Origin of the sequence: Dolichospermum sp. DET69 (assembly GCA_017355425.1) — a bacterium.
Lineage (GTDB): Bacteria > Cyanobacteriota > Cyanobacteriia > Cyanobacteriales > Nostocaceae > Dolichospermum.
On record CP070233.1, the window covers coordinates 562833 to 584588 of the forward strand.

The 21756-nt window shown below is 38.7% G+C and carries 15 protein-coding genes and 1 pseudogene; 5 read left to right on the forward strand and 11 right to left on the reverse strand.

Translation table 11 applies throughout. From position 1 onward, the window contains the following. Window positions 1–515 precede the first annotated feature (515 nt). On the forward strand, window positions 516–3695 hold the full coding sequence (locus EZY12_02790; protein ID QSX68645.1) for a DEAD/DEAH box helicase: 3180 nt from the start codon (window positions 516–518) through the stop codon (window positions 3693–3695). 17 nt (window positions 3696–3712) lie between these two features. Then, the gene (locus tag EZY12_02795; protein ID QSX68646.1) at window positions 3713–4552 is read left to right on the forward strand and encodes an SWIM zinc finger family protein; all 840 of its coding nucleotides are present in this window, start codon (window positions 3713–3715) and stop codon (window positions 4550–4552) included. A 122-nt stretch (window positions 4553–4674) separates the two neighbouring features. Here the strand turns inward: EZY12_02795 and hrmK are convergent, their stop codons facing one another. Then, window positions 4675–6492, reverse strand: a complete 1818-nt coding sequence (gene hrmK / locus EZY12_02800) for a hybrid histidine kinase/response regulator HrmK (protein QSX68647.1) — start codon at window positions 6490–6492, stop codon at window positions 4675–4677. Between the two features lie 367 nt (window positions 6493–6859). On the opposite strand from hrmK, the gene EZY12_02805 reads away from it, so the two are divergent. After that, complete coding sequence (locus EZY12_02805) at window positions 6860–7729, forward strand: branched-chain amino acid ABC transporter permease (GenBank protein QSX68648.1); 870 nt, start codon at window positions 6860–6862, stop codon at window positions 7727–7729. Window positions 7730–7873: 144 nt separating this feature from the next. Here the strand turns inward: EZY12_02805 and EZY12_02810 are convergent, their stop codons facing one another. Together EZY12_02810 and lipA are read right to left on the reverse strand one after the other, a co-directional pair. Beyond that, window positions 7874–7993 carry a photosystem I protein PsaX gene (locus EZY12_02810; protein ID QSX68649.1) on the reverse strand — a complete coding sequence of 40 codons (120 nt, stop codon included), beginning with the start codon at window positions 7991–7993 and terminating at the stop codon, window positions 7874–7876. 401 nt (window positions 7994–8394) lie between these two features. Then, window positions 8395–9297, reverse strand: coding sequence for a lipoyl synthase (lipA, locus tag EZY12_02815; GenBank protein QSX68650.1), 903 nt, complete (start codon window positions 9295–9297; stop codon window positions 8395–8397). A 326-nt stretch (window positions 9298–9623) separates the two neighbouring features. Between lipA and EZY12_02820 the strand changes: the two genes are divergently transcribed. Beyond that, a complete protein-coding gene (locus tag EZY12_02820; GenBank protein ID QSX68651.1) occupies window positions 9624–10196 on the forward strand; it encodes a response regulator in 573 nt (190 codons plus the stop codon). Between the two features lie 679 nt (window positions 10197–10875). Here the strand turns inward: EZY12_02820 and EZY12_02825 are convergent. From EZY12_02825 to EZY12_02845, 5 genes and pseudogenes are all read right to left on the reverse strand, one after another. Further along, window positions 10876–16293, reverse strand: a complete 5418-nt coding sequence (locus tag EZY12_02825; protein QSX68652.1) for a hypothetical protein — start codon at window positions 16291–16293, stop codon at window positions 10876–10878. A 233-nt stretch (window positions 16294–16526) separates the two neighbouring features. Next, a complete protein-coding gene (locus tag EZY12_02830; protein QSX68653.1) occupies window positions 16527–18089 on the reverse strand; it encodes an NAD(P)H-quinone oxidoreductase subunit N in 1563 nt (520 codons plus the stop codon). Between the two features lie 561 nt (window positions 18090–18650). Next, window positions 18651–19004 (reverse strand): annotated as a pseudogene (locus EZY12_02835) (MarR family transcriptional regulator). A gap of 184 nt (window positions 19005–19188) precedes the next feature. After that, complete coding sequence (locus tag EZY12_02840) at window positions 19189–19614, reverse strand: PIN domain-containing protein (protein ID QSX68654.1); 426 nt, start codon at window positions 19612–19614, stop codon at window positions 19189–19191. Continuing rightward, a complete protein-coding gene (locus EZY12_02845; protein ID QSX68655.1) occupies window positions 19614–19850 on the reverse strand; it encodes a hypothetical protein in 237 nt (78 codons plus the stop codon). The genes EZY12_02840 and EZY12_02845 overlap by 1 nt, the downstream gene beginning before the upstream one ends. Window positions 19851–20052: 202 nt before the next feature. Here EZY12_02845 and EZY12_02850 point away from each other — a divergent pair, with 202 nt between their 5' ends. After that, window positions 20053–20331, forward strand: coding sequence for a type II toxin-antitoxin system Phd/YefM family antitoxin (locus EZY12_02850; protein QSX68656.1), 279 nt, complete (start codon window positions 20053–20055; stop codon window positions 20329–20331). 131 nt (window positions 20332–20462) lie between these two features. On the opposite strand, the gene EZY12_02855 is transcribed toward EZY12_02850, so the two are convergent. The 3 genes from EZY12_02855 to EZY12_02865 all read right to left on the reverse strand — a co-directional run bounded on the left by EZY12_02855 (window position 20463) and on the right by EZY12_02865 (window position 21148). Continuing rightward, the gene (locus tag EZY12_02855) at window positions 20463–20657 is read right to left on the reverse strand and encodes a hypothetical protein (GenBank protein ID QSX68657.1); all 195 of its coding nucleotides are present in this window, start codon (window positions 20655–20657) and stop codon (window positions 20463–20465) included. Window positions 20658–20744: 87 nt separating this feature from the next. Beyond that, window positions 20745–20906, reverse strand: a complete 162-nt coding sequence (locus EZY12_02860; GenBank protein QSX68658.1) for a hypothetical protein — start codon at window positions 20904–20906, stop codon at window positions 20745–20747. Then, complete coding sequence (locus EZY12_02865) at window positions 20906–21148, reverse strand: type II toxin-antitoxin system HicB family antitoxin (GenBank protein QSX68659.1); 243 nt, start codon at window positions 21146–21148, stop codon at window positions 20906–20908. The genes EZY12_02860 and EZY12_02865 overlap by 1 nt, the downstream gene beginning before the upstream one ends. Between the last annotated feature and the right edge of the window lie 608 nt (window positions 21149–21756).

Genomic DNA, 21756 nt, shown 5'->3' on the forward strand with positions numbered 1-21756 from the left:
TCGTAAACCCCTTAACTCGTAAACCCCTTAACTCGTAAACCCCTTAACTCGTAAACCCCTTAACTCGTAAACCCCTTAACTCGTAAACCCCTTAACTCGTAAACCCCTTAACTCGTTTCCCATGCCAAGTAGCTTATGCCTACGAGCAATCAACTAATTGGCATTTACAAAAACCCAAAATAAACAGATTTCCTCTATCTGACGTGGTTGGTGAGCAGTTCGACAGGTGTTACAGTGAGCTTGTCGAACTGCTCACTGTAACACTTGCCGAACCACACCCTACTCAATAAGTTATTCCCAAAGCCGAAAACGAGGCAATTTCGTTCATTCATATCATGGCAAGTTAGTGAGCGTGCGTAAGTCCTAGTACTGTGGGCATTGCCCAGCCTACGTAGGGCTTGCCGAACAAGTATGACCTACCGTTAGGCATATTCTTAGCGTTTTCAAGATATTCTCACCCAATCCATGTATGCTAAATATTAAAGTTTATTTTCATACATTATAGGAATAAAGCTATGAAAATCGTTCATGGCACTTGGATACCAAATGCAGAAACCGAATTTATTCAGTCAGGCTCTTTTTATCTGTGGATAGAAACGCCTATACTCAAAAAGAAATTAGACCCTAAACAACAAATTCATCCTGGACATCTAGCCAAGGGTGACTTAATCAATTTTTTAGCCCAGGAATTGGGAATTAAAGAACCTGTACCGCAATTAAACCAACGTATATCTAGCAAATATTTTGCACTGCCAACCGCAGATAATCAACCTTTACCTTCACCAGAATTAATTAAATATCTAGAAATAGAAACACCAGAAGAATACACAGAATTTCAATATTGGCAAGTAGATTGTTATGAAACTTTAAGTTCTGTCAAAAGTAATATACCAGCCATTAATATTATTAGACTACTTAACGATATCCATTTTTTAGCAATTAATAACCTGAGTGAAATTCAACTTGGCTCAGATTTATTATTTTGGTATCATTATACGCAATCATTTAAACAAATAATCCTCAAAGACCAATATATTCCTACTCTGAAATATCGAGAATTAGAACTTCCCCAACCCAAAAGTAACAGCAAAACTAAAAAAACGATTCCACCTGCATTTGAAATCTATGGTGGATGGTCAATTATTTCTGAGCAATATGAAGCCAATATCCAAAAATATATTGAATATATGCCATTGATTTGTGTGGCAGGTTCAACAGTAAAAACTGAGAATATTGAATTTTTTAACCAAGAAACATTATTACGCCATTTTTCTGAATTTATCCTCAATAATATAGTTACTCACACATCATCAACTGCTGCCTTTGATAAACAAATTACAGATTCCTTAGTTTACTATTGTTTTTCTCAACAGCATAATTTTCACAAAGTAAATGTCAACTTAGAAGAATATAAACAATGGCAAACATGGAAAAATAAAATTACTCGTTCCCAATCAGAATTACCCTTTTATCTGTGTTTTCAACTCAATTCCCCTGCTGCTGAAAAAATAGATAACTGGCAAATGCAGTTTTTGGTATCTAGTAAACAAGACCCTTCTCTCAAGTTACCTTTGGCAGATTATTGGCCAATGAGTCAAAAAACTAAAACAGGTCTACACAAGCAATATGGTGAAAACTTTGAAACTAATTTGTTGTTAAATTTAGGATATGCGGCGCGGATGTTTCCTAAATTATGGCAAGGATTAGAAACAGATAGTCCCATGGGAATGGAATTAACATTAGAAGAATCGTTTTCATTCCTCCAAGAAAGTGCTTGGGTATTAGAAGATGCGGGTTTTAAAGTTACTGTTCCCGCTTGGTATACTCCTACTGGTCGTCGTCGTGCTAAACTGCGACTCAAGGCTGCCGGTAAAAGTCGTTCTGTAACTAAAGGCAAAGAAAAAAGCTATTTTGGTTTAGATTCTTTGGTGCAATATGAATATGAATTAGCAATTGGTGAGGAAGTTGTCACCAAAAAAGAGTGGGAACAATTAATTAATGCTAAAGCTCCTTTAGTGCATTTTCGCGGTCAATGGATGGAATTAGACCGAGACAAAATGCAGCAATTACTAGAATTTTGGCAGTCTCATGGTGATGAAAAACCAGAGATGTCTGTGCTGGAATTTCTGCAACGTAATGCCGAATCTGGAGAAGATTGGGATATTGAACATGATGATATTCTGTCAGATATGATGGCGAAATTACAAGATAAAAGTAGATTAGAGCCAATTTCTGACCAGCTAAATCTACAAGGTAATCTGCGCGAATATCAAAAACGTGGTGTTGCGTGGTTAGAATATTTGGAAAGGTTGGGTTTAAATGGCTGTTTAGCAGATGATATGGGTTTAGGTAAGTCGGTACAGGTAATTGCTAGACTTGTGCAGGAGAGGGAGTCAGTTGATTCTGTGCTACCAACCCTGTTAATTGCACCTACATCTGTGGTTGGGAATTGGCAGAAAGAGATTGTTAAGTTTGCGCCTCATCTTCAGAGTATGATACATCACGGGAGCGATCGCTTACAAAACCCTGCTGATTTCAAACAGGCTTGTCAACAACAGGATGTAATCATCACTTCTTTTACTTTAGCTCGCAAAGATGAAAAGCTCCTACAAAGTATCGAGTGGCAACGGATTGTTTTAGATGAAGCGCAAAATATTAAAAATCCCAAAGCTGCACAAACCAAAGCAATTCTTAAACTTTCTGCTAAACACCGTCTGGCTTTAACAGGAACTCCTGTGGAAAATCGGTTGCTAGATTTATGGTCAATTTTTAATTTTCTCAATCCTGGTTATTTGGGTAAAGAAGCACAGTTTCGTAAATCATTTGAAGTTCCCATTCAAAAAGATAATAACCGAGTCAAATCAACGACGCTGAAGAAATTAGTTGAACCCTTGATTTTACGTCGGTTAAAAACAGACAAATCTATTATTAATGATTTACCTGATAAAGTTGAACAAAAACTTTACACCAATTTAACTAAAGAACAAGCTTCATTATATGAAGTAGTTGTTAAAGATGTAGAAGAGAAATTAAAAACAGTCGAGGGAATTCAACGCAAAGGATTGATTCTTTCTACTTTGATGAAATTAAAACAGATTTGTAATCATCCGGCTCAGTTTTTACAGGATAATAGTGAATTTTCGACTGAACGTTCTCACAAACTTAGTCGCTTAGTAGAAATGGTAGATGAGGCAGTTTCTGAAGGTGAAAGTTTACTCATCTTTAGTCAATTTACGGAAGTATGTGCAGGGATTGAAAAGTATCTTAAACAGAATTTACGCTGCAATACTTACTATTTACATGGTGGCACAAGCCGGCAACGTCGAGAAAAGATGATTACTGAATTTCAAGAACCTGATACAGAAGCATCTGCATTTATATTATCATTAAAAGCAGGTGGTGTCGGGATTACTTTAACTAAAGCTAATCATGTTTTTCACTTTGATAGATGGTGGAATCCCGCAGTTGAAAATCAGGCCACAGATAGAGCTTTTCGGATTGGACAACAAAAGAATGTGTTTGTGCATAAATTTGTGGCTATTGGGACTTTAGAGGAGAAAATTGACCAGATGATTGAAGATAAGAAAAAACTCGCTGCTGCTGTTGTCGGTAACGATGAATCTTGGTTGACAGAGTTGGATAATGATGCTTTTAAACAACTTATTGCTTTAAATAAAAGTGCAATTTTGGAGTAAAACTGGAGGAAAATATTATGGTTAAATTTAGTCGAACATGGTGGGGTGATAGGTTTATTAAAGCACTGGAAGATTTTACTGATGATGGTCGTTTGCAACGAGGACGTTCCTATGCCAACAATGGTAAAGTCCTAAATTTTGAAATAGAGCAAAATCATATCACGGCTAAAGTTAGAGGTTCTGTTAATCCTTACTTTGGTGTGTATAAAGAACCAACTTATAAAATTTCCATTGAAATTAAAGAAATAGCTAAAAGTAGTTGGAATGAAGCTGTTCAAAAGCTATCATCTAAAGCTAGTATTGTTTCTAGATTATTACTGAATGAAGTACCTGAGAATATAGAAGATACTTTTAAGGAATTGGGATTACATTTATTACCGCATAGTAGTGAAGACTTTAAAACTAAATGTTCCTGTCCAGATTATGCTAATCCTTGTAAACATATAGCTGGTGTTTATTATTTAGTTGCTTCTCAATTGGATAATAATCCCTTTCTGTTATTTGAATTGCGAGGTTTATCGAAAGATGAACTTCAGTCTAAACTGGCTAATTCTAATTTGGGTAAAGCACTAGCACAGGAATTGAATGCTCAAGAAGTTAGTTTAGAATCTTCTGCATCGTTTTATCCCAAGCTAGAAAAACAATCTGTTTCTGAAAAGCCAAGTGTGAGAGAGTTTTGGTTAGGGACAAAGCGTTTACCTCAAACGATAGAAGTCTCAAGTTCCAGTGGCGTTTCGGCAATTCTTGTGAAGAAACAAGGCGATTTTCCAGCTTTTTGGCACAAAGATAATTCTTTTATTGAAACAATGGAGGAACTTTATCAACGGGTAAAAACGAAAAATCAAAGTTTAATGTAAATTTGAAGAAGGAGTCAGGAGTCAGGAGTCAGAATCAATCAGGCGGGGATACCCTGCACCGAAGCAAGCTTCTGTAGGGGCGTATAGCAATACGCCCCTACCCCTGTTCGATAAATCAGAATTTAGAATAAAATCAACTTGCTATACTTGTCCATCAAATGGGCTAAAAGTTGTAAGTCTATCGGCTTAGAAATATACTCATTGACACCAGCAGCTAGACAACGTTCTCTATCCCCTTTCATTGCCATTGCCGTTTGAGCAACAATTGGTATGTGCTGATATTTAGGATTTTCTCGTAATTGCTGCACCAAATTTAAACCATTAGTATCCGGTAAACTTACATCCATTAAAATAACTGTTGGTTCTATTTCTTCGAGACTATTCAACATTTCTGCCCCATTCTTTACCCAAGTTACTTGATATCCTAATCTTCGCAAATAAATCCCTATTAATTCTCCATTGGGTAAATCATCTTCTACCAGCAAAATTACAGGTGGAGAAGTCATACTGTCATCAGCACAAGGATGACTGACTACTTGTAAATCATATTCTGCTGTTATTTCTATAGCTGTTAAAACTTTTTCTATTGGTTTGAGGGGTAGTAAGATACTAAACCGAGAACCTTGATCAACTACTGATTCTAACTCTAAATAACCACCGTGAATTTCTGCCAATTTTTGAGTCACAACTAATCCCAAACCCGTCCCCTCATTACGACCAGTTGCGGAATTGACTACTTGACTATAGGGTCGAAATAGTCGAGATTGATCTTCGCAAGAGATACCTATACCAGTATCCCAAACTGTAAACCGCAAAAATCTATCTTGACTAGAAATCTGTAAGCCAACAGTACCTTTTATGGTCAATTTAATAGCATTGAAAAGTAAATTCAATAGCATTTGTTTAAGTCGCAAAGGATCAGCCATGATATCTTTAATATCTGCCTCAATTTCTAAACGCAGTGTTAAACCTTTATTAGCAGCTTTCTCTTTTACCAAAGCTAAAACATTCCGGCATAAGGTAGAAATATCAATAATTTCCCATTCCACTTCTAGTTGATTGGCTTCAATTTTAGAGAGATCTAAAATATCATTAATCACTGCTAGTAAATGCTTACCACTGGATTGAATGATCTGTAAATATTCTTGATGACGGGCTTTGTCAGGTTCGTAACCCTGTGCCAATAGTAAATGAGTAAAACCAATAATCGAACTTAGAGGGGTGCGGATTTCGTGACTGGTATTCGCCAAAAACTGATTTTTGAGTTGATTAGTGCGTTCTAGCTCTTGATTAAAATTAGCTAAATGTTGAGAATGTTGCTGCAAAGATTGTATTTGTAAAAGTTGTGCTAATGCTGTACGACAATTTCCCACAGTTTTTGTGATTAATTGCAACTTTAGATACAAGAAAGCATCTTTCAATAAATTGCAATTGGATGAAAAATTGCTTGTATGAATAATTAACCATCCTTTCATCCCTTGAGGATTTTCAAATAAATACCAAGCAGTTTGGGATTTTTGAGTCTCCATTTGCTCTACATCTTTAAGATTGATAGATTTATTCAATCTCAAAGTTAGCCTCTGCTCTATTATCTCCAAACTAGGAGTTAATGATGATGAATGGGAAATATAGGAGATTTGACCAACTATTTGCTGTGGTTCAAATATGGCAATAGCTACGATACACGGGGTGAACGAAATCAGACTATCACTTAAAGCTGTGTGCAGTTCATTGACCATTATTTGGAAAATTTCTGCTTCTGTAGCTATTCCTGATGTAGTGGTAGTAGCCACAGAAATTAGATAATCCTGGAGACGAATTTGCAACTTATTCAAGTTGCTTTCTAGCCATAATTGATACCGCAGATGTTTAATTGTTGTCAAAAGGGGCTTTTCGTTTATTTGTGAGTTTCGTTCTGGTAAGCTTGAAGACTGCTGCATTCTCAACTAGACCGCTGGAAAAAATATCCTGCTTACAAATAAAAATGTAAACAGCATTTATGTATATTAACTTACAAATGCTTTTTATATATAATCTATAACTGGCAGGGCTGAATGTGACGAAGATCCCAAAAGTGATTAAATACAATCAATTACTAGTAAGTAGGTTGGCGTTAAAAATTGTCGTTGGGGCAAGGGAACAGGGAACTCTTAACAGGGAACAGGGAACAGGGAACAGGGAACAGGAAGAGAGTTTTGGGCGATTTTACTTTTCTTCACATACATTTAAATTTTTCGGTTCACCTACTTAATTTGCCAAATAGTAAGTTCCAAAATTTACAATAATTTCACGGTAATTTGATAATTTATGGATATACAACAATTTGCTCAATTAATCATCAATGGTATTGCTGTAGGTAGCATTATTGCCCTAGCAGCGGTTGGACTCACTTTAACCTATGGGATTTTGCGGTTGTCTAATTTTGCCCACGGTGATTTTCTCACATTGGGTGCTTATCTGACGCTTATGGTCAATGGTATAGGTCTAAATATTTGGCTATCAATGATCGTGGCTGCTTTCGGCACAGTAGGGGGAATGTTACTAGCGGAAAAGTTGCTGTGGTCAAAAATGCGGTCTATCCGTGCTAGTTCGACAACTTTGATCATTATCTCTATTGGTTTGGCTTTGTTCCTCCGCAATGGAATTATTTTTCTCTGGGGAGGTAAAAACCAAAACTATAATTTGCCGGTTATCCCGGCTTTAGAATTTAGGAATTTAAAAGTACCACAAAATCAATTATTGGTACTGGGATTAGCTATTTTGGCGATTTTATCGCTGCACTATTTGCTACAAAATACCAAAATTGGTAAAGCAATGCGGGCAGTAGCTGATGATTTAGATTTAGCTAGAGTTTCTGGTATTAATGTTGATAGAGTAATTCTCTGGACTTGGGTAATTGCTGGAACATTCACTTCTTTGGGTGGTAGTATGTACGGGCTAATTACAGCGGTGCGTCCGAATATGGGCTGGTTTTTGATTTTACCTTTATTTGCTTCGGTAATTTTGGGAGGAATTGGCAATCCTTACGGAGCGATCGCCGCAGCCTTTATTATTGGTATTGCCCAGGAAGTTAGCACCCCTTGGCTAGGTTCACAGTATAAACAAGGTGTAGCCCTATTAATTATGATTTTGGTACTGCTTATTCGCCCCAAGGGTTTATTCAAAGGCACGATTTAAGCAGCACCAGCCTACTTTTAGAGAACTCCACAAAAAAAATAATCCAATCTTGTGGGATGGGCATCCTGCCCGTCCTTGTATTATTTAGCAGGCAAGATGCCTGCACCACAAGAAAATTTGGGATATTTTTTATTTGGAAGTCTCCTAATCAATAATGTGGAAGTAGTAAGCTGCAACTAAAAAGTTAACAGCCAAAAGTAGCAATGCCCAACCAGTACGGAAAACATAGGAAGGTTTAGCAGCAGGTTTACTTTTAGCGGTCATAAGCGATTCTCCTAAATTTAGTGACTTTTTAAGAAATAGCAAACTCAAGCGCCAATTTTGCAAATTCTTTAGAAATATTTTTGTAAGAGGATGTTTTAAAAGTATCTTATGGTGTATCAAATATTTTCAGATCCCCCTAAATTCCCCTTAAAAAGGGGGACTTTGACTCTAGTTCCCCCCTTATTAAGGCTACGGTGTACACACAAGTCTTCTAGAGTTGCCCCACAACGTTTAGATCCCCCCAACCCCCCTTAAAAAGCTACGGTGTACACACAAGTCTTCTAGAGTTGCCCCACAACGTTTAGATCCCCCCAACCCCCCTTAAAAAGGGGGGCTAAATTCTTCAAAGTCCCCCTTTTTAAGGGGGATTTAGGGGGATCGGATCACGTTTAGCATCCTGTCTAGAGATGTGTGTCCCCTGCATGGTAGGAACTGCGAACCAGGGGACCGGAACGGACATGATTAAATCCCATATCCTTAGCTATGTTACCCAGTTCTGTAAATTCCTCCGGTGTCCAATATTTTTGCACGGGTAGATGTTCTAATGAAGGACGCATATATTGACCAATGGTGAGGCGATCGCAGTTTACAGATCGCAAATCCGCCATTGTCTCCATCAATTCCTCGATAGTTTCTCCGTGTCCCACCATCACACCTGATTTTGTCGGAATCTGATGATTAAATTCCTTAACTGTTGCTAATACAGCCAAAGAGCGGTCATATTTTGCCCCTCGGCGCACCGTCGGGGTTAACCTGCGGACAGTTTCGACATTATGGTTAAAACAAGCTGGTTGAGCTTTAATAATCATTTCTAAGCTGTGACGTTGCCCTGCTAAACCGCCACTCCCCCAAAAATCAGATGTCAGCACTTCAATTTGAGTTTCGGGGTTAAGGTAGCGGATAGTTTCCATTGTCTGGACAAAATGATTTGCTCCCCCGTCAGCTAAATCATCACGGGCTACAGAAGTTAACACCACATACCGCAATCCTAAAAGCTGGACGGATTCTGCGACCTTTTGCGGTTCTTCCGCATCTAAAGCCATTGGGGCATGACCTTTATCTACTTGACAAAAAGCACAGGCGCGGGTGCAAGTTGGACCCATTAATAAAAAAGTCGCTGTTTTTTGGGCGTAGCATTCACCCCGATTCGGACAGCGACCTTCTTCACAAATTGTGTGAATTTGTCGCTGCTTAATGATCCGTTGGACAGTAGAGATTTCACTAGCTTTGCCAATAGGACGGCGCAACCAGCTAGGCATCGTCATAATTTCTGACTTGATATCAACTTGTTGTGGAGAATTCATATAACGATTTGTTAGTTAAGCAAAAAGTGGGAGGGCGTAATTACGATTTACATAGCGGTAGTGTGGTTTTAACCATACCCCTAACTGGGAACTTAGGTTAATAAGTCTTTAACTACATAAATATTATTTCTGTGTAGTCTATATAACTATGATGCAAATTGATCATAATGTCAGTAGAAGTTTCATACAGCACTAATGTTTTTTGGAATTTGTGTCAGAAAATACTCTTCCCCAATCTACATAAATTTTGGATATAGTGAGAGAATTATTAAGAGTAGTCGGTAATCAGGCATCTAAACATAAAATTTTTAGTAGAGTAATCAGTTGTGGCAAGTAACAAAATTTTAGTTATTGACGACACTACCGTTGTCAGGGTGAAAGTACGAGAAATGTTACCTCCGGGTAATTTCGAGGTGATAGAAGCAAAGGATGGGTTGGAAGGATACAACCTGATGCGTAAGGAAAAAGTCAGCTTGATCATGCTGGATTTCCTCTTGCCAAAAATGAGTGGTTGGGAGGTTTTTCAGAATATTCAAGCTCAACCAGAGTTACGGAAAATTCCTTTAGTCATTATGTCAGGCCGCAAGGAAGAGGTAACGGAAAAATTTGTAGAACCATTTGAATATTTTGAATTTTTAGGCAAACCTTTTGATCAAAAGCAACTCATTGGGGCTATTAAGTCAGCAATGGTTAAGTCGAAAAAGGAGCGCCCAGACTTAAATACATCTCCAGTTGATTCTGTAAACAAACAAACTATCCTAGCTGCTGTTAATGGCGTAGATTCATCCGCCCAGATAAAATTACTAAATGACAAAATTGTCAATATGCAAGGAGAAATTGACAGCTTGAAAAAACAGCTTAATCAAATTGTGACTTTCATTAAACAGAAAATTAAGTAGGGTTTGCTGAAGTAGAAAAAATAAACCTTTTCAAAATATTGAATCATGCCAATTCGCTATTGGTGGTTGTTGTAAAAATTTACCCCACCCTAACCCTCCCCTTTCTAAGGGGAGGGAACATGATTTTCCGGTTTCCCCCATTGATAAGCTACGGTGTACACACAAGTCTTCTAGCCCACCTTCCGCACCCTAAACTGTCACACAACGAAAAATGGTCGTTTGGGGATTTGAGATTGGCGATCGCCACCTGAGATTTCGACAATTTTGTATCAAAATTATCATTAAAGGTATTCAAAAATCCGAAATTACCGATTGTGACACTAGGGGGTGCGGAATGTGGGTTCTAGAGTTGCCCCACAACGTTTAGATCCCCCCAACCCCCCTTAAAAAGGGGGGCTAAATTCTTCAAAGTCCCCCTTTTTAAGGGGGATTTAGGGGGATCAGATAAGGTTTAGCATCCTGTCTAGAGATGTGTGTACACCGTAGCCCCTACAAGGGATAAAATTCACTTTACATATTTGGGGAATCTTGTCAATGCGTAAATCCTAAATTGTTTAGTTTACTTTAGTAAACTTTAGCTATTAGCCTGGAACTTCAGTTCCAGGCGGGTCTGTCAGCCAAACAAATAAGCCATCTGTAGCTTATAGCGTAAATCAAATCGGACAGCTATAGCAGCAAACTAAGCAATCAAACTGAAATTACTACTACTGAGGGTGATATCAGGATTACTTAAACGGGCAAATTCAAACACTGCTGTTGCACCCAAAAGGTTTCCGTCTTGGTTATAGAACAAACTGCCAGTATTTTGACTAAAAACAACATGAGCATTACTAGCGTCTACAAATTCATCATCAGTGACAACGGCAAAATCAGTTAAAGCCTGTCCTGCAAGATTAGTAATGGCATTGAAAGTAATTTTGCTTAATACAATCTGGTCTAGTCCCGCTTCAAAGTTGCTAATGTAATCAATGCCTAAGCTGGTAGCAAAGACACTAGAGCTTTGAAATAGATATTTATCATTACCAACTCCTCCCGTCAGGACATCATCACCAAGTCCTCCCCAGAGGGTATCATTACCGGTTCCACCGTCGAGAATATCATTACCAACTCCTCCCCAAAGGTTGTCATCTCCTCCTAAGCCTTGCAGTTGGTCATTTCCATCACCACTACTGAGAATATTATTCAGTGTATTACCCGTGAGACGGTCATTTCCTGTGCCACCTGTAGCATTTTCAGTCACATTATTAGCAGAAAGAATGAGTTTGAGATTGCTATTAACTGTTTGTGATGTGGTGACACCTAGATTTACATTCACCGCAGCAGTTGTTCCCGTAAAATCAATAGTATCAGTTCCCCCTGTTGCCGTTTCTGTAATTGTGTCAGTTCCCAAGGCACTATTAGCAACAAAGGAGTATGTATCATTACCATTGAGACCTGAGAGGGTGTTATTGGCACCGTTACCAGTAATGACGTTATTACCCGCATTACCCGTGCCATTGATAGCCGCTGTTCCTGTGAGGGTGAGATTTTCTACGTTGGTTGTTAGAGTAGTGGTAACAGCGGCGCTGAGGGTATCGCTTATGGTTGTAGTTACAGTTTGGCTTGTACCCAAGCTGGCATTAGTGGGAGAATTAAGGGTGAGGCTAAATGTTTCATTAGCTTCATTTATGGAATCATTGAGAATAGGAATATTGATCACTTGACTGGTAACACCAGGGTTAAAGGTGAGAGTTCCGCTGGTGCTGGTATAGTCTGCTCCTGCTATGGCTGTACCGTTAGCAGTGGCATATTGGACGGTAATGCTTTGGCTACTGGCGCTAGTAAGAGTAACTGTGTAGGTGACGTTTTGAGGGTTGGTATTACCTTCAACTATGGTCTTGTTAGCACTGAGGTTAAGATTAGGTAATAAGTCATCATTAGTAATAGTTCCTATGACGGCCGTTGTTGTCCCAATGGTGTAATCTGTTCCTGTTGCCAAAGTTAAAGCCACAGTTTCATTACTTTCAACAATTGTATCGGCTGTGGGGTCTATGGTTAAGGTTGCGGTACTCGAACCAGCAGCAAAGGTAATAGTTTTGCCTGTTCCTGGTGTTGCACCAGTGTAGTCGCTAGTATTAGCTGTACCAGTGATGCCATAGTTGACGGTTAAGGCATTGGTGGTACTTCCGGTACGAGTAAAAGTGTAAATTAGGTTGGTTGTACCGTCTTCTAGGACGCTGGTGGGGGATACTGCTAGGGTAATGGTGGGAAGAGTCACATCATCATTAGTAATAGTACCCTGAGCTTGAGCATCTGCAATACTCGCATTTGTGGCGTTACTCAAGTTAACAAAAAAGGTTTCGTCCCCTTCAAATAAACTATCTCCAAGGACAGGAACAGTAATTTGTTTACTGGTTTCTCCAGGGTTAACATTAAAGATTAATGTTCCCGTTGTGGCTGTGTAGTCACTTCCTGCGGTAGCTGTGCCATTAGCTGTAGCATAATTAACGGTGACAGGTTGGAAAGTTTCACCAGAAAGGGTAACGGTAAAGGTGGCGTTTTTTGTCCCACTGTTGCCTTCAGTTAAGGTAACATCATTAATACTGAGATTGAGGTTAGGGGCGGGTTGAAATTCAAATGCCCCGATATCAACTGTACCACTGGAAATTCGGGTAAATCCACTGCCTCGGTTATCAAAGGGGATATTTTCGCTATTATTGCCATCAAAATCAATATCAAAAACGTCTGTTAAAACTAAGGCGTTATTGCCTTTATTAATTGCTGGGCTACCGCTAAGTAGTGCATGAGTAAAAATGCCATTACCATTATCTTGTAATGGTCCAAGTTTAGGATTGACGTTAACGATATCTGTTCCTGTGCCAATTGTGCCACTTGCTCCTGAAAGATTGCCGATTAGGTTGTTATTATTGCCATTAACGTTGCCCTCAATATCAGGAGATGTGCCAATATTTCCAGCAACAATTGAATTTTTTAGGTTAACAGTAGCGCCATTATAGTTACTAGTATAAATTCCTCCACCGCCGTATGAACTGGTACTTATATTCTGAGTAATCGTACTATTAACTACATTTACTACTCCACCACTTGCCTTAATTCCACCACCATTGTAAGCTTGATTACCGCTTACTGTACTGTTAATTAAGTTAATTGTAGAATCGGAAGATTCTATTCCCGCACCAATGTTGTTATAAATAGTGCTAGTGCTGATGGTTAAGGTTCCGACACTATAGATACCACCTCCTGAACTTCCAGTGTTATTTTTAATCGTTGTTCCCAACAGAATAGCTTGACCAGAATTATAGATACCACCACCGTAGGTAGAAGAACCAACCACTTTATTATCAGCAACAGTTGAGTTGACTAAAGCTAATACACCACCATTGAATATTCCTCCTCCGTCCGAGAAGTACGATGAATTGGAATTGTTTTTTACAGTTGTGTTGAATAATAAGGCTGTAGCATTCGAGCGAATATAAATCCCACCACCATCTTCAGTTGTTAATCCTCCTTTGACTACAATATTGCTCAAGTTTAAGTAATTAGACACCTCAAAAACACGATCTGCGCTTGTCAAACCACTAGCATCAATTGTGGCAGGTTGAGTTCCTGTTGATTGAATGGTGACATTACCAAGAATATCTAAATCTCCCCCCTTGGTATCAGTGAGAGAAAAGGCAGTGAGACTATAGGTTGTTCCCCCTGTCAAATTGATAATGTATTGGTTTGCTATATCACTGTTAGCTATTAAAATCGCATCCCGCAAAGATAACCCACCCGTAGCACTACCATCATTTTGATCTGCGGTTGTATTTACAGTTAGGGTAATAGCTGGATTGGGTAGTGAATTACCTCCCAAAATGATAGGATGGGGTTCATCATCGGTAATAGTGACAATTCCTGATCCAGCATTGGGATCAATTATGGCATTCGTGGGATTACTAAGGTTAACAAAGAAACTTTCATTAGCCTCAGCAATATTATCTCCCAAAATATTCACATTAATGGTTTTAGTGGTTTCTCCTGGTGCAAAAGACAATTGACCACTGGTAGCTGTATAATCATTTCCAGCAATAGCGTTATTATTAGCTGTTGTGTAATTAACTGTCACTGTCTTATCAGTTACGGCATTTAATGTAACTGTTACAGTTCCCGTTTTTGTGCCACTGTTCCCTTCAACAATAGAAATATTATTGATTTTGATAATAGGAGAAGGGATTCCTTGAAACTCAAATGCACCAATATCAACAAGATTATTTGCAATTCGAGAAAAACCCGTTCCGCGTTGATCAAAAGGAATGGTTTCAGTCGTATTTCCATCACCATCAAGATCCTTCGTGTCTAAGGGAACTAGACTATTTTTACCCGCATTAATCGCTGGACTTCCATCTAATAAAGCATGGGTTTGGGTTGTACCACCGTTATTTTGTAGAGGACCAAGGAGAATATTGGGTTTAACAATATCTGTTCCTGTGCCTATTGTGCCACTTGCTCCATTTATGTTGCCTATTAAGTTGAAATTATTCCCGTTAATTGGTCCATAAATATCAGGATTGTAAATGCCTGTGTCAAAATTACCTGCAATGATGGTGTTTTTGGTGTAAACTTCTCCTGGATTGTAGTCATCATCGAGGTTATAAATTCCGCCACCCGTGCCGTTATTATTACTGTCTAAATCAGCAGTATTATTAGTAATAGTGCTATTATTGAGATAAGTTTTTTCTTGATTGAAAATACCGCCACCATTTTCTTTAGCACTATTACCACTAATTGTAGTATTACTCATGGTAATAATTCCCTCCGTATCATAGGAAAAACCATCACCATTGAAAATACCGCCACCATTTTCTTTGGCACTATTACCACTAATTGTAGTATTATTTATGGTAATAGTTCCCCCCGTATAAGAGTAAATACCATCACCATTGGAAATTCCACCACCACTTTTTTCAGCACTATTATTACTAATAGTTGTATTGGTAATGGTTACTGTTCCACTGTTGTTGAATCCACTGTTGTTGAAAATACCACCACCCGAACCAGCCGCACTATTATTACTAATAGTGCTGTCTTTTAAAAGTAGAGTTCCATAATTTGTAATACCGCCCCCATTGGGGTTAAGATCAGAACCAGCAGATGCGACGGTGATGGTATTATTAGTAATGAGACTATTACTAATTTCTGCGGTGCTAGTATCAGCGATAAAAACTGCACTTATAGACGCGCCAGTAACAGTCACACCATTCAAAATAAAATAGGCATTTTCTTTGACATCAATTGCCGAATCTCCAAAGCCTGATGCAAAACTTGTTTTTAAATTTGTTGCGTCAATAATTGCTTTTTGAGTGCCAACAGATTTAATGGTGATTTTTCCACCGGCTAAAATATCTAAATCACCTCTGACTGCTTCTTGCTCATCTCCTCCATTATTAAGTGAAGCAGTATTCTTAATACTCAATGAATAAGTTTGTCCTCCCTGCAATTCAATAACGTAATCATTGGTTGTATTAGCATTGGCTATTAAAATCGCATCCCGCAAAGATAACCCACCCGTAGCACTACCATCATTTTGATCTGCGGTTGTTGTCACTGTTAAAACAATTGGTGTATTTTGCTCTACAGCAACTTGTTCACCTCCTACAGTAATATTTGCCCAATCATTTTCTGTGTTAATTCTGCCTAATTCTTGAGTTGTTAAATTCTGTCCCCGCAGCAATGCTGAGAATTTTTCCCCTTCATCTCCTAGAGTATCTATTTGATTAATTTGACCATCAATAAAATGCCCAATTTCCTCTAACAAAACCGCACTAATAGCTTCTGCTGTAGAAGTTGCGAGAAAATTAGCTGATAAATAAATCTTATTGGTACTACTGGCATAAGCCCCATTAGCACCACCAAGAATATTACTATCAAGAATTTCAATTTGCGGAAGTTGACCAAAATCACCAGATAGCCATTGTAAACGCAGAATTTCCGCACCGCTGCGATTGTATTGCGTACCAAAAGCAGTATCGAAAACCTGCCAGAAATTGTTTAAACCAGAAAAAGTGCTGAGTTGGTTATAGGTCAGTGTCAGGGCAGAATTGAGTAGAGTATTCATGGATTTAATTAATTAATTATTGATATTAAAATGATGTTTGAAGGCAATAGGATGTGTCACAACTTGTAACACTTTTTAGTTAAAGACTATACACGCACAAGTTTGACACAAATACTGATAAGTGTCAAGCTATATATCTATGCGACCAGTTAGGATATTTTTAATCATAAAAATGGGTAATTGGACATTGAAGATCAGCTTCATTACCAATTACCCATTATTTTAGGAATAACTTAAAATTCCTGTGACTGTTGATTTGTAATAACACTAGCTTGTGTACTGGCAACTTTTGCTGCTTGCAACATAGGAGTGTTAGTAACAGAATTATTAGCCAAAGTAAACAAAGGATTGGATAAAATTCCAGAAATAGTAGTAGCTATTAAAGTTACTACCAACCCCACTTGTAAAGGTCTAAGTCCTGGTAAATCCCACCGAACTTGAGGATAATTCTTGACTACATCGGACATTTCCTGGGGTTCTTTGACTACCATCATTTTCACTACCCGAATATAGTAATAGATGGAAACCACGCTGGTAACTAAACCGAGTAATACTAACCAGTAAAGTCCAGCTTGCCAACCTGCCCAAAATAGGTAAATCTTCCCGAAAAATCCGGCTAATGGGGGAATACCACCCAAAGATAACAGGGAGATACTCAAACCCAATGTTAAGAGTGGGTCTTTTTGATACAAACCAGAATATTCAGAAATTTGGTCTGTTCCGGTTCTCAGAGAGAACAATACCACACAGCTAAAGGCGCACAGGTTCATAAACAGATATACCAGTAGATAGAAGATCATACTGGAATAACCGGCATCAGTTCCCGCAATTAAGCCAATCATCACAAACCCAGCTTGGGCAATAGATGAATAAGCTAACATCCGTTTCATGCTTGTTTGAGCTAGAGCAACGACGTTACCCAAAATCATACTCAGCACAGCCAAAGCGGTGAAGACAAATCTCCACTCATCAGCCACAATAGGAAAGACAGTGGTTAATAAGCGAATAGCGAGGGCAAATCCTGCTGTTTTAGAACCGACGGATAAAAAGGCAATAACTGGGGTGGGTGCGCCTTCATAAACGTCCGGTGTCCATTGGTGAAAGGGTGCAGCGGAGATCTTGAAGCCAATACCCGCAATTACGAAAACCAGAGCAATTACTAAACCTAGAGACTGACCTACATTAGCTGTAGCAATACCCTGAGCGATCGCAGTTAGTTCTGTTTGTCCACCGGATAAACCATACAGCAGTGAGACACCATACAAAAATACCGCCGTACTGGAAGCACCAATCAAGAGGTATTTCAGTGCTGCTTCATTGGAACGGGGGTCACGTTTTGTATAACCGCTCAACAAATAAGAGGAAATACTCAAGGCTTCTAGAGAGATGAAAATCATCACCAACTCATTAGCGCCGGACAAAAACATTCCTCCCACAGTCGCAGTCATCAAAATGGCGATAAATTCGGCTAAAGCCGTACCACTTTGTTCGACGTAGCGAATGGACATTAATATTGTCGCCATTGCTGACAACGCGATGATACCGCGAAAGATAATACTCAGGTCATCACCGTTAAAGCTACCAGTGAAGGCTATGGGATTAGTTGTATCCCATTGGAAGTATAGAGCAATAATCGCGGCTGTTAAACCAGCGATCGCTAGATATCCAATCCAGCGCGCAGATGTCCGTCCCAAAATCAAATCAACAATCAAAACCCCCAAGAGGGTAACAATGACAATTCCCTCTGGTAAAATCGTTCCAGCATTTAACTGGGATGCAAAATTAGCAAAATCCATGAGATATATAGGTTTTAGCGATTAAACATTAGGGATAACACAAGTTTATTCTATCTATACTTCTTGACTAAAATTGCATTGATCTTTCTATCTTTAACAGTTGGAAATTTATATATTTGATTTTAGCTTAACAGCAAGAAGCCCCACGTCTCACTATACCGGAGCGTGGGATGAATGCGCGTGAGTTGAGTTGCGTAGCCCAAATTGTATTTAAGCGTAGCGAAAACAAAGAAGGCTACAGCGACGAAACGAACAAAATATTGATTTTATGTTATTATGACCAGAGTAGGTGTAGTCCAATTAAATGCTCCAAATGCAGCCTACAAAACAAAAAACAAATCTCAAAACCAAAGAACCGTGGGGCGCACGGTCTTAAAGCTCAGTTAATGTCCTCATAGAGGAGTCACTGAGAAGCCCACACTCACCTGAAAGGGAGTGTGTGGGGTACGTCACCTATCCGCAAATGTACCGCAATAACTCAAAATAAACAGTAGAGTACATAACTGAACTGTTCAGAGTGGGGCAATTTTTCTGAAAGACCTTCGCCGTTTTTTCAAATTCTCATACTGCTTTCGCTAGTGGCATGAATATTTCAACGGCTTCAAACGGTACAGATATTTTGTTTTCTTCTGTCCGTTCAATTAATCCGAGTTCTTCCAGGCGATTTACGTCTGTGTGTACGTTTGAATAGTTTCTTTCGGCTGTTTTTGCCAGCGCGTAAATACTGCATGGACCTGTTTTGCTTAAAGTATCAAGCAAATCAAGTCAAGCAGGCGTTAGCTCGCTAAAAAGTGATTTTGTAGATTCAAATGAAAGTCTAAAATTTACTGGCTTTCCAATTTCGGAGTCTTTAATTTGTTGACGAGCGGCTCGGATTGCAGAACCACGCTTGGCTACTTCAATAATTGCTTTCATGATTCACTCCATGTTTCGAGTAGCAATATTATGGGATGAAGGATGGGCAAGCGATCGCACTAAATTTTTTTTAAAATAGTAACAGTAGGATGTATTAGCGTAGCGCATAATAATTACAAACTAATCATAATTACAAGCAAAAAGGCGCGTTAAGTAACGCACTTTACAATATCTAGAATCATATTTAAGCATCTAATAGAGGCATAAGCAAAGGAATTGGGCGATCGCGGTTCTTTCTGTAAACGAGAAAATCGCTATCGAGAGTAAAAATCAGACTGCTAGGGTATAGCTCCGACATTCGGACTAATTCGGCATCTGCTAAAGAAACTGGTACTGATTGATAGCGACTTAATAATGTCATTACTGTCACCAACTCCGCATCCAAATCAAACTGAATAATGATCTGTTTCTGAGCTAACAATTGCAGCAAAATTTCTCGCCCCCTTTTTACTCGTTGTAACAAAAACCAACTTTCTGAAATCACCGCTTCACAAGTTAGTAATGGGGGAGCAATTTCCTTTAATTGTTCTGTTACCCAAGTATGGTGGCCATCATTGCGGTCAATTAAAGCCAGTAAAATCCCTGTGTCAACAATTACCTGATAGTGCATCACTGGCCATAGCCCTGCATATAATCAGGATTTGTTGAAAGATCGCTTGGCCCCTCCCCTGCCCCAATCAAATCTTGGGCTACCTCAAAAAACGAGGAGGAATTTGTTTTTAGAGACGTAGTGATTGCTTCCTGACGTTTTTTCCAAAGAGATTCTACAAAAGTTAACACCTGATACTGATCTTCCGTCGGTAATACCTCTACCGTTTGTAAAATTTGTTTAGATAAGGTAGACATACTAAGTTATTCCTACAAAAGACACGACCTTATAATTACGACAAATATAACATCAACTTCTCCATAATGAAAAGCGAACTGCTTGCAGCAGCGCTTCGCTATCGCAATTTAGAATCTTTGTTTATGTTTTATGTTAGAGGCTTCGCTATCGCCCTACAGGGTATGTTACAATGACCAGAGTTATTTCTCAAACAAAATGTAAATGCGACAAGTTTCAGTTTCAGAAGTAAAGGAAGATTTTGCTTACATTATGGATAGCGCCCAACAAGAACCCATTCTTGTTAAGGAACATGATCGCAATTATGTGGCTATTATTTCGATGAATGATTATGAAGATTTGGTAAAGATTAAAAATCTTCGTTTAAAAAATATATCGGCGGATTTAGGGGCAGAAGCTCAGGCAAATGGACTAACCTTAGAACTGTTAAACGAGATACTTGACGGCGATCGCACTATAATTTTTCCCATTCATCTCTGTTAATATGGGCTTGTTTTAGTATTTTGCTCAATAAACCTATGCTAATGTCGGCCTCATGAGGATTAGGAATCGTGAGTTTGAGTTCTGATACTTTTAACCGAGACATTCCCCGACATCTGAGATATCGTGAATATCTAGTATAACATCACCAACTGAGTTAGTGAAGCTAGTATAACATCACCAACTGAGTTAGTGAAGGTGGTATCCCACATGGCCTTAGAACATAATTCTAAGGCTCTTGATTGTCTATCAACGAGTTCAATACCCAAATTTTCTCTAGAACTACCAAGTTTTCTAAGGAAAGGTTTATTTTCTTTGTAGCCATTCAAGTCTATTCGGAACCATTACAGTTACTCAAAATATTTATTGACTTTAAATTAACTACAAAACTCTCGTATATATTTAATATTATGAACCTATTGTTGGAAAATGTCAATAGATGTCTGAAGATTTGATGTCCTATTCTTTACTCCCTTAACCAAGTATTGATGTTTACCACCTGAATAAGGACCTTCAAAGCCTGCTTCTTTAAGAAAAATAACCAGTTCCCGCCATTTTATGGCTTTCCAAGTAGGCATCAGGCAGCCTCTTGTAGTGAATTTAAGCCCACACCATCAAGCACGGGGAATTGATGACCCAAACGGATTCCCACGATAACCCAGCCTTCTAAAGCATCTTGCAAGTTCTCTCGACAGGATTCCAGGGTGTTGGCTTGACTCCACACACCTTCACAATCAGGAATTTCCCCGTAAAAAGTACCGTCTTCTAGCAACTCATAGTTTGCCTTTTGCATGGCTTTGGCAATGTATTCAGTTATCATTACTGTTTGCTCAAACGAATTCCAACTACCTTAATAGTATCACACAAATTTCCTGTTGTACTAATGCTAAGTTTATCATTGCGTTTCTCAATTTTTTTAATTAAGAGACTTCCAATTAAAAAAAATATCCCAAAATTTCTTGTGGTGCGGGCATCTGGTCCCCTAATAATATAAGGACGGGCAAGATGCCCATCCCACAAAATTGGATCATCTTTTTTGTGTAGTTCTCTAAATAAAATATCTTTGTAATCATCGCACAGAATATCATTTTGCCCAAAGTTTGTCGGTGTTATTGAAGATTACTGGGTTGAACAATGTTCAACCCCTACGTTGATGATAAAATCGGCTATAGCGCTGCATACCCCATAAGTATTGTTAGCAGGGAATAGTGAACAATTTACATAGCTTGACAAGTCTCTACTGAGAGTAATATCAGCATTACTTAAACGGGCAAAAGCTATGGTTAAGCTAGAAATTGCTGATCTGTTGGCTTCCACACCCGCCCAGAAATGAATTTCCGGGCTAATAACCAAAGTTTACTCAAGTAAACTGGGGATATTTTCGGATTTTTAGTCATCAAAAGACAACTTTTGCTATTAGACAGGGAA

What these genes read in the sequence shown, in the direction of transcription:
- lipA (QSX68650.1), bottom strand. Translation starts at nt 9,297, where the DNA reads ATGAATTCTCCACAACAAGTTGATATCAAGTCAGAAATTATGACGATG.
- EZY12_02795 (QSX68646.1), top strand. Translation starts at nt 3,713, where the DNA reads ATGGTTAAATTTAGTCGAACATGGTGGGGTGATAGGTTTATTAAAGCA.
- EZY12_02865 (QSX68659.1), bottom strand. Translation starts at nt 21,148, where the DNA reads ATGATAACTGAATACATTGCCAAAGCCATGCAAAAGGCAAACTATGAG.
- EZY12_02840 (QSX68654.1), bottom strand. Translation starts at nt 19,614, where the DNA reads ATGCACTATCAGGTAATTGTTGACACAGGGATTTTACTGGCTTTAATT.
- EZY12_02830 (QSX68653.1), bottom strand. Translation starts at nt 18,089, where the DNA reads ATGGATTTTGCTAATTTTGCATCCCAGTTAAATGCTGGAACGATTTTA.
- EZY12_02805 (QSX68648.1), top strand. Translation starts at nt 6,860, where the DNA reads ATGGATATACAACAATTTGCTCAATTAATCATCAATGGTATTGCTGTA.
- EZY12_02850 (QSX68656.1), top strand. Translation starts at nt 20,053, where the DNA reads ATGCGACAAGTTTCAGTTTCAGAAGTAAAGGAAGATTTTGCTTACATT.
- EZY12_02810 (QSX68649.1), bottom strand. Translation starts at nt 7,993, where the DNA reads ATGACCGCTAAAAGTAAACCTGCTGCTAAACCTTCCTATGTTTTCCGT.
- EZY12_02825 (QSX68652.1), bottom strand. Translation starts at nt 16,293, where the DNA reads ATGAATACTCTACTCAATTCTGCCCTGACACTGACCTATAACCAACTC.
- hrmK (QSX68647.1), bottom strand. Translation starts at nt 6,492, where the DNA reads ATGCAGCAGTCTTCAAGCTTACCAGAACGAAACTCACAAATAAACGAA.
- EZY12_02790 (QSX68645.1), top strand. Translation starts at nt 516, where the DNA reads ATGAAAATCGTTCATGGCACTTGGATACCAAATGCAGAAACCGAATTT.
- EZY12_02860 (QSX68658.1), bottom strand. Translation starts at nt 20,906, where the DNA reads ATGCCTACTTGGAAAGCCATAAAATGGCGGGAACTGGTTATTTTTCTT.
- EZY12_02845 (QSX68655.1), bottom strand. Translation starts at nt 19,850, where the DNA reads ATGTCTACCTTATCTAAACAAATTTTACAAACGGTAGAGGTATTACCG.